The organism is Rhodococcus yunnanensis NBRC 103083, from assembly GCF_001895005.1.
Lineage (GTDB): Bacteria > Actinomycetota > Actinomycetes > Mycobacteriales > Mycobacteriaceae > Rhodococcoides > Rhodococcoides yunnanense.
In genome coordinates this window covers 21,422-35,861 of the sequence record NZ_BCXH01000019.1, presented here as the reverse complement: position 1 = coordinate 35,861, position 14,440 = coordinate 21,422, and the positions used below count along the sequence as shown (strand labels likewise).

Here is a 14,440-nt window from a genome sequence, read left to right as displayed (position 1 = left end):
TGATCGCTACTCCCGAGCGAAGGCTACCGTCAACGGCGGTGAAGCAACGATGGCCGCAGCGTGAGCCTGAAAAGGCTTGAAGCTGCGGCCATCGACACACGATCTGCTCGCTCGGCCCCGAGCCACTCGGGCGCGGTGCCGAAGACGGCTATACCTCGGTTGCAGAACCGCCGGCAGCGGCGATCTTTTCCTTGGCGGAGCCGGTGAACTTGTTGGCGGAGATCTCGACCTTGACCGAGATCTTGCCGTCGCCGAGCACCTTGACAGGCTCGTTCTTACGCACTGCGCCCTTGGCGATCAGGTCAGCAATGCTGATCTGGCCACCCTCGGGGAACAGACGCTCGATGTCGCGCAGGTTGACGACCTGGAAGACGACACGGTTGGGATTGGTGAATCCCTTGAGCTTCGGGAGACGCATGTGAAGGGGCATCTGGCCACCCTCGAAGCGTGCCGGCACGTTCTTGCGCGCGCCGGTTCCCTTGGTACCGCGACCTGCGGTCTTGCCGCGCTTGCCGCCTTCACCGCGGCCGACGCGAATCTTCGCCGACTTGGATCCGGGTGCGGGACGCAGGTGGTGCAATTTGATGGTCATGGTTAGACCTCCTCAACAGTTACGAGGTGGCGCACAACGTTGACCAGACCTCGGGTCTGCGGGGTGTCCTCACGGACGACGGACTGACGGATGCCCTTGAGCCCGAGAGTCCGCAGGCTGTCCCGCTGGTTCGATTTCTGACCGATGGTGCTCTTGATCTGAGTGACCTTCAGCTGTGCCATTACTTCACCGCTCCTGCCTGTGCACGCGCACGGAGCATTCCTGCGGGAGCAACCTCTTCGAGGGTGAGGCCGCGGCGAGCCGCAACTTCCTCGGGACGCTGCAGACCCTTGAGGGCGGCGACCGTTGCGTGGACGACGTTGATGGCGTTGTCGCTACCGAGCGACTTCGACAGCACGTCGTGGATTCCAGCGCACTCCAGCACGGCGCGAACAGCACCACCGGCGATGACACCGGTACCGGCGCTGGCCGGACGGAGCATGACGATGCCTGCTGCTGCTTCACCCTGGATGGGGTGCGTGATGGTGCCGCCGATCATCGGGACGCGGAAGAAGCTCTTGCGAGCCTCCTCGACACCCTTCTGGATGGCCGCGGGAACCTCTTTGGCCTTGCCGTAGCCGACGCCGACCAAGCCGTTGCCGTCTCCGACGATCACGAGGGCGGTGAAGCTGAAGCGACGACCACCCTTGACGACCTTGGAGACGCGGTTGATGGCGACGACGCGCTCGATGAAGTTCGACTTCTCGGCTGCGTTTCCGCCGCGCGAGTTGTCACGACGGTCACGACCACCGCGGTTGTCTCCGCGCTGGTTGTTGTCACCGCCTGCATTCGGTCCACTGTTCTGTCCGGCGGGGCCGCTTCCGCCGTCACGCCGTTGACGTCCCGGCATCAGGCTGTCCTTCCGTTGTCAGTAAAAGTCATCATCAGAATGTCAACCCGCCTTCGCGAGCTGCTTCTGCCAGAGCCGCGATGCGGCCGCTGTAGCTGTTGCCGCCACGGTCGAAGACGACCGCGTCGATTCCAGCGGCCTTCGCGCGGCTGGCGATGAGCTCGCCGACCTTTGCGCTCTGAGCCTTCTTGTCTCCGTCGAGTGCGCGCACGTCGGCTTCGATCGTCGATGCACTGGCAAGCGTGTGGCCTGCAAGGTCGTCGACGAGCTGAACGTGGATGTGTCGCGCGGAACGATTGACGACCAAGCGAGGACGCTCGGGCGTTCCGGAGATCTTCTTGCGAAGGCGGAAATGGCGGCGTGCCTTCGACAGGCGACGCTTCGTCGAGACATCGGTGCCGCGTGGCCTGCGGTCTACCTTCGACTTGTCTGCTGTTTGCTGGCTCATATCACTTACCCGTCTTTCCGACCTTGCGGCGGATAACTTCACCCTCGTAGCGGATGCCCTTGCCCTTGTACGGGTCGGGGCGTCGCAGACGACGGATGTTGGCAGCGATCTGACCGACCGCCTGCTTGTCGATACCGGTGATGGTGAATCGCGTCGGCGACTCGACCGTGAACGTGATGCCCTCCGGTGCCTCGATCAGCACGGGGTGGCTGTACCCGAGAGCGAACTCGAGGTCGCGGCCCTTGAGGACAACGCGGTAACCGACGCCGTGGATCTCCATCTTGGTGGTGTAACCGTTGGTGACACCGGTGATGAGGTTGGCGACGAGAGTGCGCGAGAGACCATGCAGCGAGCGACTACGGCGCTCGTCGTCCGGACGGGTGACGGCGAGCGTGCCGTCCTCCGAGCGTGCGATCTGGATGGGTTCGGCAATCGTCAGGCTGAGAGCACCCTTGGGGCCCTTGACCGCGACATTCTGGCCGTCGATCGTGATGTCGACGCCCGCGGGGACCGCGACCGGCAATTTTCCAATACGTGACATGGTGGTGGCCTCCCCTACCAGACGTAGGCGAGGACTTCTCCGCCCACACCCTGCTTGGCCGCCTGACGCTCCGTGAGCAAACCGGTGGACGTGGAAATGATCGCCACGCCCAGGCCGCCGAGAACCTTGGGCAGATTGGTGGATTTTGCGTATACACGAAGGCCGGGCTTCGAGATACGACGCACGCCTGCGAGGCTGCGCTCGCGGCTGGGTCCGTATTTGAGATCGACGATGAGGGTCTTGCCCACCTCGGCGTCTTCGGTACGGAAATCAGCGATGTAGCCCTCACGCTTGAGGATCTCGGCGATGTTCGCCTTCAGCTTCGAGTGCGGAAGCTTCACCTCGTCGTGGTACGCCGAGTTGGCGTTGCGCAGACGTGTCAAGAAGTCTGCAATTGGATCGGTCATCGTCATGGTGTGACCTGTGCACCTTTCTCGCAGCGGTTCCCATGCAGCACGTGCGAACTGGTGCCCTGGGTTGTTGGAACACCCATGGGCCTGGTTCGTCACATCGTGGGCCTACAACGAAGTGAACATGTCCTGACCGACTGTTGCCGGTCAGGGGTTGCGCTCCAAGCAATGCATCGCTGCACTGCCAGGTGTTACGAGCTTCCGCGTGTTCTTTTCCGCGTACGGAGAACCCGAGGTTGCGTATATGGTGCAAGGACTCGTGTGCAGGCACGACGAAGCCCGGGCAACCGCATAAGTGTAGGCAACCGGTGTGCAATCTCCAAATTGCACCTGCTACGGGAACCGTTCGATCCCCACGTGATCGCGTTCTCCGATACTTTCTCGGCATGATCGATCCCGCACTCGTGACCGTTCTGTCCGAAGGTGGCATTGTCGGGGTGACCATCGGATGGGTGGACAACAACGGCATCGTCCGCTCACGCACCGTCCCCGTCGCCGAGCTGGAGGCGGCCGCTCGGAGGGGCGTCGGGATCACCGCGGTGTTCGCGGTCTTCGACTCACACGATGGCATCACCTTCGCGCACGACGGCCTGTCGACGCCGTCAGGTGATGTGCGACTCGTTCCCGTCGTCGACGCTGTGCGCGGAGTGACACCGCTGGCAGGCCAACCGGGAATCGCCTGGGCGCACGGCCGCCAGATCTCGGCCGACGGCACGCCCTGGCCGTACGACACGCGAAGCGTTCTCGAGCGACAGATCGCGGCGGCCGCAGATGCCGGGTTCGACGTGAGGGCCGGTTTCGAGATCGAGGTGGTCCTCAGCCGTGAATCCGACGGCTCCCCTGCGCACCGCGGACCCGCGTATTCCGCGAACGCTCTCCGCGACATCGACGAGTTCACTGTGCAGTTGCTGCGCGATCTGGCCGCCAACGGCATTCCCATCGGCCAGCTGCACGCCGAGTACGGAGGCTCTCAGCTCGAGATCGCATTGAGCCCCCTCGATCCCCTCGCGGCGGCCGACGCTCAGGTCCTTGCTCGACAGACCATTCATGCCGCCGCGCGAGCGCACGGATTGCGGGCCAGTTTCGCTCCCGTGCCGAGCCTGGCGAACGCCGGCAACGGTTGGCACCTGCATACGTCGTTGAGTCGCGACGGCCGCAATGCCCTCACCGGTGACGACGAGCATGGCTTGTCCGACGTGGGACGCAGCTACATCGCAGGCCTCGTACGCGAGCTGCCCGGGATCGTCGCAGTCACAGCGCCGAGCACCGGTTCGCTGCTTCGCCGCCGGCCAGGATTCTGGGCCGGGGCGTACGCGTTCTGGGGCGTCGAGAACCGGGAAGCAGCGGTCCGGCTCGTGCCTTCCTCCCCCCTGCTCGGAACCGAACACACGAACGTGGAATTGAAGGCGTCCGACGCGTCGGCCAATCCGTACCTCGCGTTGGCGGTCACGATCGCCGCGGGCCTGAAAGGCATCGCCGACAAGGCGGCGTTGCCCGAGCCCATTCAGGAGGACGTGGGCTCCTGGGACGATGCTCGACGGGAATCTGCAGGTGTCACCGCGCTGGCCACGACACACCAGGAGCAGCGCGCTCACCTTCTCGCCAGTGCCCTGGTGCGTACCGTGCTCGGTGACGAGTTGCTCGGTGCTTTCGTCGCCGTCCGCGACGCAGACGCCGCGTGGGCGTCCGAACACACGGCCCACGAAGTACTCGAGTCCTTGCGCTGGATCTACTGACGCGTGACTCTGACCGAATTCCCCGGGGCTGCACGAGTTTTGGCTGCGCAGGCAGTAGCACTCCCCCAACCCGATCAGTTGTGCGGCCCGTTCTCCGCTTCGGTCGCGTTGGCCGGAATTCTCGACGACGGCATTCCGACGGTCACCGCGCTGGCGCTCGCTTCGGGGTCGACGCTGTGGCCCGGCGACATTCCACGGGCACGGCCGCCGCGCGTTCCGGTCACTCGTGACGGTTGGAACGTCCTGCCGATCGCAGGCACACCGGAGGAGGCCGGAACCGATGCGGCACGGCTCGCAGCCGGGATCGAGACCCTCACCGAGCACCGCGTATCGGTGATTCCGGTTGCCCGGCCGGGTGTGATCGATCTACGACGGCTGCTCGGTGAGCTTCTCGATCGGACGATCGAATTCGCGTTGCTGGCCAACGTGCGGACCGGCCCGATCGTCGAGTCCGACTGGGACGTCGGGCATTTCGTCGTGCTGTGGGCATTCGACCAGACGACCGGAGACGTCGCCGTGGCGGACACCTACGCCGAACTCGGCGTCGCGGGCTTGCCTGCGGGCTGCCGTCTGGTGGGATCGAATGCTCTCGCCGAGGCCATGAGTGCCGACGGTGGACGCGGCTTACTGCTACTGGTGCCGACGCTGGAACACGGTGCTGCGCTCGACCTGGCCGGCGATCTCGGACTACGCACCGAAGTGTGGTCGACGTGAGGTTCAACCTGCCGCGGCGATCTGCGGCCTCGCGCCGCGATGTGAAAGTACGCGCGGACCCGCATCTTCGGTAGGCGTTGCCCGGATACAACAAAACGGGTGTGGGTTCCTTTCGGAACCCACACCCGTCGGTGTGGTTCTACGAGGCCCGGAGGCCTCGAATCACCAGGAGCTCTTGCGAACGCCGGGGAGTTCTCCGCGGTGCGCCATTTCGCGAACGCAGATACGGCACAGGCCGAACTTGCGGAACACGGAGTGGGGACGGCCGCAGCGGTTGCAACGCGTGTAGCCACGCACTGCGAACTTCGGCTTCTTGTTGGCCTTGTTGACCAATGCCTTCTTCGCCATGGACTCAGTTCTCCTTGAACGGGAAGCCGAGGTGCTTGAGCAGCGCGCGGCCTTCTTCGTTGTTGGTAGCGGTGGTCACCACAGTGATGTCCATGCCGCGCGGACGATCGATCTTGTCCACGTCGATCTCGTGGAACATCGACTGCTCGTTGAGGCCGAACGTGTAGTTGCCGTTACCGTCGAACTGCGTGCCGGAGAGGCCACGGAAGTCCCTGATTCGGGGAAGGGCAATGGAGGTCAGGCGGTCCAGGAACTCCCACATACGGTCGCCGCGAAGCGTGACGCGTGCGCCGATGGGCATTCCTTCACGAAGCTTGAACTGCGCGATGGACTTGCGAGCCTTGCGGATCTCCGGCTTCTGGCCGGTGATCGCTGCGAGGTCCGCAACTGCGCCGTTGATCAGCTTCGCGTCACGGGCGGCGTCGCCGACGCCCATGTTGACGACGACCTTGACGACGCCGGGGATCTGCATGACGTTCTCGTATGCAAACTCGGTGTTCAGGGCGTCTTTGATCTCGGCGCGGTAGCGCGCCTTGAGGCGAGGCTGTACGCCTGCCGTGTTCTCAGTGGTAGTCATCTCAGATGTCCTTCCCGTTCTTCCGGGAAACACGAACGCGCTTGCCGGTCTCCTCGTCGGTCCGGTAGCCCACGCGAGTGGGGTTTCCGTCCGAGTCGACGACTGCGACGTTCGATACGTGGATCGGGGCTTCCTGCGTCACGATGCCGCCGGAGGAGGCGCCACGCTGGTTCGCGGAGACCGCGGTGTGCTTCTTGATGCGGTTCACGCCCTCGACGAGGACCTTGGAGTCAGCGGGGTAGGCCTGAATGACCTTGCCCTTGGCGCCCTTGTCCTTGCCCGCGATCACGAGAACGGTGTCGCCCTTGTGCACCTTCATTTACAGCACCTCCGGGGCGAGCGAGACGATCTTCATGAACTTCTTCTCGCGGAGCTCACGGCCGACCGGGCCGAAGATGCGAGTTCCACGGGGATCGTTGTCCGGCTTGATCAGCACGGCTGCGTTCTCGTCGAAGCGGATGTACGAGCCATCCGGACGGCGACGCTCCTTGACTGTGCGGACGATGACGGCCTTGACGACCTCACCCTTCTTGATGTTTCCACCGGGAATGGCATCTTTCACCGTAGCTACGATGATGTCGCCGATTCCGGCGTAGCGACGTGACGAGCCACCGAGAACGCGGATGCAAAGGATTTCCTTCGCGCCCGTGTTATCAGCAACGCGTACTCGCGACTCCTGCTGAATCACTAACTTCTCCTAGACCTGGATGTGCATACGCGGCGGATTTCCGTCCCGACGCGCGCGGTCGGCTGCCACAGCGCGGGCGCACAGAGGCACACCGCTGCCACAGGCAACCGGTCAAGTGTAGGGGACGGGACAGGTGGAATCCAAATCGCCCCTGGTAGTTGTGTACACGCTTGGCGCGCGCGAAGAAACGAACCACCGGTAAGGTTTTGCGCGTGAAACCTCACTCGACCATCATGACGGTGGCATGAAGGTAGCCCACGTCGACGATTGGCCGCTTCCACTCGACCGCGCGGTGTGTCTCGTCGGAGCACCTGGCGACGCGATCGCTGTGGCACTCGATGATCTGGCTGCCAATGGACCGGCGGTAATCCGCGTCCAAGTCCAACCTTCGACCCTGCAGTCGCAGGTGATCGACCAGGTTCTCGGCGCGCTTACCCAGGCTGCGATTGAACTGTTTCCGGCCTGGCTTCCGGAAGCCGCGACGGTGAGCGGCCATAGCTCACTCGATTACGCAGCGATTCGAATACACGCCCGGAAGCTTGCCGCACGAAGCACGCACTACGGTCCATTCCTATCCGATCTCGCGGAGCGTTCACTCTCCGGCGATCCGACTGAACGCCGCCGACGTTTCTCCGATGCCGAGGTGGCCGAGGGCCTTGCACGTGTACTCGGCGCCAGCTGGCAGAAAGACAAAGTTGCCCTGCTGGTCGACACGCACGAGCTGACCGCTGCTCAGCAGTACGCACTCGCTTCGGCTTCGGATTGGCTTGCGGCCCGCGGGTTCGCCGTCTGGCTTGTCGACAACCCAGTTCGAGTCGTGGAGCGAGTGGCGGTCGTGCGCGTCACGCTGCCCGATTACCTCCAGGAGGTCGAGGACACCGCACCACACCCACGGCGCGAAACGACCCTCGAATACCAGGCAGTCGCGGGGAGGCCCCATCCGGGCAGCGCCGTCGAGAGATTCGTCGAGAACGAACTGTCGAAGCGTGGATGGGCAGCTGGCCGCCGCCTGAATCACCCGTTTCAGTACAGCCCGATCGCACAGAAGTACTTCCTCGACATCGCATGGCTGGACGACATGTTCATCGTCGAGCTCGACGGTCACGAGCACTTCTCGGCGTGGCGTCGCGCGCGCGACCAGAGGCGCGACGAGTTCCTTCGGGATCTTGGGTTCTACGTTCTCCGCATTCCGAACGATCGCGTGTTGGCGAACATATGGCAAGTTATCGACGAGATAGAAGCCGCTCTCCGGCAACACCGTTCGATCCGCTCTCTGACGTCGAACACCCTCACCGCCACGAAAGAAGGACACCACCCGTGACTACCGATCTGACATTCGTCGAACGGACCACACTGCTCGTGCTCATGGCGGAATCTCGATCTGTGCGGTTGGCCGAGCTTCCCGACCTCGGATCTGCGCTAGCGCAGAAGTCGCGCACCAAGTTGGAAAGTGCCGGATTGATTCGTGTGGAAAAGGTTGGCCGAGGCAACGTACTCGAACTGACAGATGCTGGGTGGGCTCGCGGCAGCGAGGAGTTCGGAGCGGAGACTCCACCGCGGGCGAGTAACACCGGTGGCAAGGCGCTGTACACCCTCCTCCGCGCCATGCGCCGATATTTCGATCGCGTCGGGATCGAGCCGAACGAAGTCTTCCTGCCTACCGCGCCGGAGATGCCAGCCGCGGTCGTGGACAAGCCCGTGGCCACCGAAAAGCCCGACGTGGTCGCGGCTCCGATCGACGTCGAAACACGCATTCGGTCCGCGCACAGCCGTCTGGCGAGAGACGCGAAGTCGTTCGTATCGCTGACGCGTCTTCGGGCCGAACTGTCCGACCTGGATCGCAGCGCAGTCGATGAGGTACTGAGCTCGCTCTACCGCGCACAGAAAATAAATCTCATCCCCGAGGCGAACCAAAAGACCCTGACCGACGAGGATCGTTCTGCTGCACTGCATATCGGCGGCCAGAACCGACACAATGTGGAATTCAAATGACCATGACTTCTGCGGAACACGAGGCACTGTCCTCGATTCAACTGACGTGGGCGCCGACGCCCGACGATGTTTGGCGCACAAATGAACTGCATGTCGACGGAATAAACGAAGCAGCCGTCGACAGTGTGATCAAGTCGTTCGACAGCGCGCGTACCCGGCCGGTCTCCAAGCCCCTCGGCGTCGTGATCCAGGGTGCCGCCGGATCAGGCAAGACTCACATGCTCGGTCAGATTCGTGAACGCGTCCAGCAGCGCGGCGGTTACTTCTTCCTGATTGAACTGCTCGACGAGAAAGCGTTCTGGGACTCGGTGCTGCACGGGATCCTGACCGATCTCGAGCGTCCGACGCCGAACTTCGACAGCCAGCTCGAGAAGCTTCTGTGGGACCTCGGGACGTTGGCAGGTCTGGGCAGAGTGGAATGTCGTGCGCTACAAGGTGAGCGGACGGTGTCACCGGAGCTGATCACGCAGTTCATCGAGTCGCTGCGTCGCAAATACCCGAAACTCAAGGAAGCCCGGCACATTCTTCGGGCTCTCGTCTTGGCGGCCAGCGCAGACTTCGACCTCCAAGACCTCGGCGACGCGTTCCTGCGGTCGAACGACGCGCTCGACCACCAGCAGCGCACGTACTGGGGACTCCCGAACGCAGTGCTGACCTCGCAGCAGGTCGCCAAGGACATTTCGTGGTTGCTGTCGCTCAGTGCCCCGACCATCGTCGCGGTGGACCAGATCGACACCCTGATCGCTCAGTCCCGTCAGCAGACCGACGGCGACGCCGGCACTTTCACACCCGAGCAAGGCACTCGTCTGGACAGCATTGCGCACGGACTCATGGGTTTACGCGAGAACCTCGTGAGCACGGTGCCGGTTGTCTCCTGTCTTCCGGCAGCGTGGACCTTCATCGCCGACAACACCGTCGAGTCGGTCAAGGACCGCTACCCGGTCAAGGAGTCGCTCAGCCAGATTCCGACCAGGGAGATCGGCGTCGAGATCGTCTCCAAACGTTTCGCAGCTCAGTACGCCGAGGCAGGCTTTACGCCTCCACACCCGACGTGGCCGATCGCGCCTCAGGCTTTCGACGACGTCATCACGTACAACCCTCGGACACTCCTCAGGGCAGTCAACGACCATATTCAATCCTGCTTGCGCGTGAACAAGATCACGGAGCTCACCGATTTGGGGAAGGTTCACGATAAGGGTGAAAACGGCAAACCGCCCATCGTCAACCCGCCCGACTTCGCGAAACTCGACGCCAGATTCGAGGAACTCAAAGCAGAAGCCGACCTGGCCGCACTCGATGCAGACGACGAGGACGACGAGGTTCCGACGATCATCGGCGCCGGACTGGACGCCTGGATCGCCGAGGCAGGCGTCGTCGAACTGAAGTTCACGCGCGACGCCGATCCTGGCCGAAAACCGGCCCTGCACGGCCGAATCAGACGGATTCTCGACGACATCACCGATGATCAGGAGCACTGGGGGTTCCGGGCGATCGCAGCGTCGAACCCAATCGCTGTACAGAACCGCATCCAGAAAGCCTGTACCGCGGCCGGTTTGACTCAAGGAACTGCAAAGCGCCGCTTGGTGATTCTGAGAAATACTCCGTGGCCTGGTGGGCCGAAGACGGCCAAGACCGTGGAGGCGTTCGAAGACGCCGGTGGAGTCGTCGTCGAATTCGGCGAGAACGATCTCCGAACGTTGTACGCGCTTCGGACCATGAGGGACGAGAAGGACGAAAACCTGCAGGAGTGGCTCGTCGCACGCAGACCTGCACACGGAGTCGCGCTGTTCAGTGAGGTACTGCCCAACACGACCGGCGCTACCGAATACACAGCGCCCCGGCCGCCGACCACCGAGCCCGGCCTGTTCCCTGCGAACGCGATCGAGACGACCGAGCCCGAGCCCGAGCCCGCAAAGCCAACTACGTCTGTGCCCCCACTTACACTGTCGGATACAGCAATTCCGCTTGGCACTTCGGCGAGCGGTGGGGCGGAGGTGAGTGTTGAACTCGAGACCCTGCGAAAGCACACAGCGATCTTCGCCGGATCGGGCTCGGGCAAGACGGTTCTCATTCGTCGACTTCTCGAAGAATGCGCCTTGAAAGGCGTGTCGGCCATAGTGCTCGATCCCAACAACGACCTCTCGCGCTTGGGTATCGAGTGGCCGAAGGGCGAACGAACGTGGGCCGACGGGGACGAGGCGAAAGCTCGCAACTACTTTGCGGGCAGCGAGGTCGTGGTGTGGACTCCGCGCCGAAACGCAGGCAGGCCGCTGAGCTTCCAGCCGTTGCCGAACTTCGCAGAGGTCATCGACGATCCCGACGAATTCGACTCGGCTGTCGAGAGCGCGCTGGCTTCGCTTGCGCCGCAGGCGATGGCAATCGGGCGCACAGCCAAGGGTCGTCAGATGATGGCGGTTCTGCGGCAAGCACTTGTCGACTTCGGACGACGCTCACAGGGGGGCAGCCTCGATGACTTCATCGACCTACTCGAGAACTTCCCCGAGGACGCAAGCACTCTGAAGAACGGGGTGAAGATCGCCGCAGACCTGGCTGAGAACCTCAAAGCATCGACGACGACGGACCCTTTGTTCGGTGGTGCAGGCGCGTCAGCCGATCCCGGGATGCTGCTCACTCCGAGTCCGGGCAAAGGTGCACGGATCTCGGTGATCAACATGTCGGGCTTGACCACCGCGTCTCAAAAGGAGAACTTCGTCAACCAGCTTCAGATGGCTCTGTTCGCGTGGATCAAGAAGAACCCTGCAGGGGACAAGCCGCTGGGTGGACTCTTCGTGCTCGACGAGGCACAAAACTTCGCGCCGTCAGATCGAACGACCATCTGCCTGCACAGCACGCTGGCACTGGTGTCCCAGGCCAGGAAGTACGGCCTCGGCATGGTGTTCGCGACGCAAGCTCCGAAGGGGCTCAACAACAAGATTCCCGGCAACTGCGCGACGCAGTTCTACGGCCGACTCAATGCGCCGGTCCAGATCGAAGCAGCCAAGGAAGTCGCCCGAGTGAAGGGCGGAACAGTTCCTGACATCGGCAAGCTTCGAGCTGGTGAGTTCTACACCGCGGTCGAGGAATCGACTTTTGTACGCACCAAGACGCGGCTCTGCTTGTCATACCACCCGAAGAGCCCTCCGACCGAAGAGGAAGTGATCGCTCTAGCCCGGACATAGCTGACTGGCACACTGGGTCGAGTGAAGACCCTCGCCCGTGGGGAGAATTGCCACGCCCCGACGCCGAATATGACGGTCACGCTCGCCAGCACAGTCCCTGTCGACGTGTCCGCCCTGCTCCTGGGCCGTGACGGCAAGGTCCGCTCCGACTCCGACCTGATCTTCTACAACCAGCCCGCGGGACCGGGCGTCGAGTACCGCCGCGATCCGGGCGGTCACACGATCGCGATCGAACCGGCGCGGATTCCGTCCGACGTCGAGACCGTGGCCATCACCGCATCACTCGACGGCACCGGCCCATCGACGTTCGCCGCGGCAGGCCCTGTCGTCACCACCGTCGTCGACGCGACCGGAGATGAGTACGCGAGCTATGCCGCACATGCACTCGGCAGCGAGAACGCTCTCGTGTGCCTCGAGATCTACCGTCGCGCGGACGTCTGGAAGATCCGAGCCGTCGGACAGGGATACATCGACGGATTGGCCGGACTGGCAACGGCCTTCGGCATCGACATCGACGACGACGAGGACTCGTCTCCACCGACCTCGACCTCGACCTCGACCTCGACCTCGACCTCGACACACCATTCCACTCCCCCGAACGTCGTCTCCACAGCCCCAGTGTCGGAAGGACATCTCCCCATGAAGAGCGAACTGTTCGCGCCTGCCCACGCAGAAGTCCCCGGCTCCGGGATTCAGAAGCAGGGCAGCAAGATGTGCAAGGTCGGGATGAACGGCGAGATCATGGCGCGTGCGGGCTCGATGGTCGCATATCAGGGAGATCTGCATTTCGAAGCCAAGGGATCCGGCGGCTTCGGCCGGGCAGTGCGGCAAGCTCTCTCGGGTGAAGGCGTTCCGCTGATGAAGGTGACCGGTCGCGGTGACCTGTTCCTCGCCAACGCTGCCCAGGACGTCCACCTCATCGACCTCGACGGCTCCGACGGCCTGACCATCAACGGTGCGAACGTCCTGGCCTTCGACTCGTCGCTGAGTTATGACGTCAAGAGAGTCCAGGGCGCGGCATCGGGGGGCAACGCAGGCTTCTTCAACTGTGTGTTCTCCGGTCGTGGTCGGATCGCTATCACCACCGACGGCATTCCGGTGGTGCTGAACGTCGATCAACCGACGTTCGCCGACCCACAGGCCGCGGTGGCCTGGTCGTCCGGCCTGTCCACACGAGTGAAGAAGAACGATTCCTTCGGTCTCGGCACGTTGATGGGGCGCAGTACGGGCGAAAGGTTCACGCTCGAGTTCGTCGGGCAAGGGTTCGTCGTGGTGCAGCCGTCCGAACAGCCTCCCGGCGGCATCATCGGTGGATCGGGAAGCGGCGAGCAAGCAGGCGTCGGCGGCGCTCTGGGCGGATTGCTCGGACGGTAGCGGACACGAAAAAGCCCGCCCCCGAGAACGGGAGCGGGCTCTTTTCAGCAGGTACTACTTGGCCTTTTCGAGGACCTCGACCAGTCGCCAGTGCTTCGTGGCGGACAGCGGACGAGTCTCCATGAGCTGAACGCGGTCGCCGACGCCGGCGACACCGTTCTCGTCATGAGCCTTGACCTTGGTGGTGCGACGGATGACCTTGCTGTAGAGAGGGTGCTTGACCCTGTCTTCCAGCTCGACCACGATCGTCTTCTCCATCTTGTCGGATACGACGTAGCCGATCCGAATCTTGCGGTTGTTGCGTGTTTCAGTCACAGTCTTTTCCTCGCTCATGCCGCGTCACCTGCAGTGTCCTCGGCAGGACCGGTGGCCAGACCGAGCTCGCGCTCACGCAGCACCGTGTAGATACGAGCAATCTCGTGGCGTACTACGCGCAGGCGACGGTTGTTGTCCAACTGTCCGGTCGCCATCTGGAAGCGAAGGTTGAAGAGCTCTTCCTTCGACTCGCGCAGCTTGTTGACCAATTCTTCACCGGTGAGCTCACGGAGCTCTGCGGCTGGGGTTCCGGTAGCCATCAGAACTGCTCCTCCCGGGTGATAATGCGTGCCTTGATGGGCAGCTTGTGGATGGCGCGAGTCAGTGCCTCGCGCGCAACGGTGTCGTCCGGGTAGGAGAGCTCGAAGAGCACCCGCCCCGGCTTGACGTTCGCAATCCACCACTCGGGCGAACCCTTACCGGAACCCATGCGGGTCTCGGCAGGCTTCTTGGTGAGGGGGCGGTCCGGGAAGATGTTGATCCAGACCTTGCCACCACGCTTGATGTGGCGAGTGATCGCGATACGAGCGGCCTCGATCTGACGGTTGGTGATGTAGGCGGGCTCGAGAGCCTGAATGCCGTACTCACCGAACGTCACAGCGGTTCCGCCCTTGGCGGCACCCGAACGCCGCGGGTGGTGCTGCTTGCGGTGCTTGACCCGGCGTGGGATCAACAT

Annotated in this window: 19 protein-coding genes; 6 read left to right on the top strand and 13 right to left on the bottom strand. The window is 63.1% G+C overall.

Translation table 11 applies throughout. The features are described from left to right. Window positions 1–148: 148 nt before the first annotated feature. Genes rplO through rpsH form a run of 6 tightly spaced genes read right to left on the bottom strand, consistent with a single transcriptional unit; the run spans window position 149 to window position 2,844 of the window. Window positions 149–592 (bottom strand): 50S ribosomal protein L15, encoded by a 444-nt coding sequence (gene rplO, locus RY1_RS24070; RefSeq protein ID WP_072806581.1) that lies wholly within the window; start codon window positions 590–592, stop codon window positions 149–151. 2 nt (window positions 593–594) lie between these two features. Further along, on the bottom strand, window positions 595–774 hold the full coding sequence (rpmD, locus tag RY1_RS24065) for a 50S ribosomal protein L30 (RefSeq protein WP_019663565.1): 180 nt from the start codon (window positions 772–774) through the stop codon (window positions 595–597). Next, window positions 774–1,442: a 30S ribosomal protein S5 gene (gene rpsE / locus RY1_RS24060; RefSeq protein ID WP_072806580.1), complete on the bottom strand. Its 669-nt coding sequence runs from the start codon at window positions 1,440–1,442 to the stop codon at window positions 774–776. The genes rpmD and rpsE overlap by 1 nt, the downstream gene beginning before the upstream one ends. A gap of 34 nt (window positions 1,443–1,476) precedes the next feature. Then, entirely contained in the window at window positions 1,477–1,890 is a 414-nt protein-coding gene (rplR, locus tag RY1_RS24055) for a 50S ribosomal protein L18 (protein WP_072806579.1), read from the bottom strand. A gap of 1 nt (window position 1,891) precedes the next feature. Next, entirely contained in the window at window positions 1,892–2,431 is a 540-nt protein-coding gene (gene rplF, locus RY1_RS24050; protein WP_072806578.1) for a 50S ribosomal protein L6, read from the bottom strand. A gap of 14 nt (window positions 2,432–2,445) precedes the next feature. Beyond that, complete coding sequence (rpsH, locus tag RY1_RS24045) at window positions 2,446–2,844, bottom strand: 30S ribosomal protein S8 (RefSeq protein ID WP_072806577.1); 399 nt, start codon at window positions 2,842–2,844, stop codon at window positions 2,446–2,448. Window positions 2,845–3,227: 383 nt separating this feature from the next. Between rpsH and RY1_RS24040 the strand changes: the two genes are divergently transcribed. Then, on the top strand, window positions 3,228–4,577 hold the full coding sequence (locus RY1_RS24040; RefSeq protein ID WP_072806576.1) for a type I glutamate--ammonia ligase: 1,350 nt from the start codon (window positions 3,228–3,230) through the stop codon (window positions 4,575–4,577). A gap of 3 nt (window positions 4,578–4,580) precedes the next feature. Beyond that, the gene (locus tag RY1_RS24035; RefSeq protein WP_072806575.1) at window positions 4,581–5,291 is read left to right on the top strand and encodes a DUF6885 family protein; all 711 of its coding nucleotides are present in this window, start codon (window positions 4,581–4,583) and stop codon (window positions 5,289–5,291) included. Window positions 5,292–5,453: 162 nt separating this feature from the next. Here the strand turns inward: RY1_RS24035 and RY1_RS24030 are convergent, their stop codons facing one another. The 4 genes from RY1_RS24030 to rplN are packed head-to-tail and all read right to left on the bottom strand — an operon-like array spanning window position 5,454 to window position 6,904. Further along, entirely contained in the window at window positions 5,454–5,639 is a 186-nt protein-coding gene (locus tag RY1_RS24030; RefSeq protein ID WP_072806574.1) for a type Z 30S ribosomal protein S14, read from the bottom strand. Between the two features lie 4 nt (window positions 5,640–5,643). Continuing rightward, on the bottom strand, window positions 5,644–6,216 hold the full coding sequence (gene rplE / locus RY1_RS24025; RefSeq protein ID WP_072806573.1) for a 50S ribosomal protein L5: 573 nt from the start codon (window positions 6,214–6,216) through the stop codon (window positions 5,644–5,646). A gap of 1 nt (window position 6,217) precedes the next feature. Next, the gene (gene rplX, locus RY1_RS24020) at window positions 6,218–6,535 is read right to left on the bottom strand and encodes a 50S ribosomal protein L24 (RefSeq protein ID WP_032397537.1); all 318 of its coding nucleotides are present in this window, start codon (window positions 6,533–6,535) and stop codon (window positions 6,218–6,220) included. Next, complete coding sequence (rplN, locus tag RY1_RS24015; RefSeq protein WP_008718280.1) at window positions 6,536–6,904, bottom strand: 50S ribosomal protein L14; 369 nt, start codon at window positions 6,902–6,904, stop codon at window positions 6,536–6,538. A 244-nt stretch (window positions 6,905–7,148) separates the two neighbouring features. Here rplN and RY1_RS24010 point away from each other — a divergent pair, with 244 nt between their 5' ends. From RY1_RS24010 to RY1_RS23995, 4 genes are read left to right on the top strand one after another with little or no spacing between them, the layout of a single operon-like run. Next, on the top strand, window positions 7,149–8,225 hold the full coding sequence (locus tag RY1_RS24010) for an endonuclease domain-containing protein (protein ID WP_072806572.1): 1,077 nt from the start codon (window positions 7,149–7,151) through the stop codon (window positions 8,223–8,225). Further along, on the top strand, window positions 8,222–8,896 hold the full coding sequence (locus RY1_RS24005; protein ID WP_245819915.1) for a hypothetical protein: 675 nt from the start codon (window positions 8,222–8,224) through the stop codon (window positions 8,894–8,896). Before RY1_RS24010 ends, RY1_RS24005 begins: the two co-directional genes overlap by 4 nt. Continuing rightward, window positions 8,893–12,075, top strand: coding sequence for a helicase HerA domain-containing protein (locus RY1_RS24000; RefSeq protein ID WP_306305359.1), 3,183 nt, complete (start codon window positions 8,893–8,895; stop codon window positions 12,073–12,075). The genes RY1_RS24005 and RY1_RS24000 overlap by 4 nt, the downstream gene beginning before the upstream one ends. 12 nt (window positions 12,076–12,087) lie before the next feature. Continuing rightward, the gene (locus RY1_RS23995) at window positions 12,088–13,449 is read left to right on the top strand and encodes an AIM24 family protein (RefSeq protein ID WP_139279974.1); all 1,362 of its coding nucleotides are present in this window, start codon (window positions 12,088–12,090) and stop codon (window positions 13,447–13,449) included. Window positions 13,450–13,503: 54 nt separating this feature from the next. On the opposite strand, the gene rpsQ is transcribed toward RY1_RS23995, so the two are convergent. The 3 genes from rpsQ to rplP are packed head-to-tail and all read right to left on the bottom strand — an operon-like array spanning window position 13,504 to window position 14,440. Further along, the gene (gene rpsQ, locus RY1_RS23990; protein WP_072806569.1) at window positions 13,504–13,782 is read right to left on the bottom strand and encodes a 30S ribosomal protein S17; all 279 of its coding nucleotides are present in this window, start codon (window positions 13,780–13,782) and stop codon (window positions 13,504–13,506) included. Beyond that, window positions 13,779–14,024, bottom strand: a complete 246-nt coding sequence (rpmC, locus tag RY1_RS23985) for a 50S ribosomal protein L29 (protein ID WP_072806568.1) — start codon at window positions 14,022–14,024, stop codon at window positions 13,779–13,781. The genes rpsQ and rpmC overlap by 4 nt, the downstream gene beginning before the upstream one ends. After that, window positions 14,024–14,440, bottom strand: a complete 417-nt coding sequence (gene rplP / locus RY1_RS23980; RefSeq protein ID WP_072806567.1) for a 50S ribosomal protein L16 — start codon at window positions 14,438–14,440, stop codon at window positions 14,024–14,026. Before rplP ends, rpmC begins: the two co-directional genes overlap by 1 nt.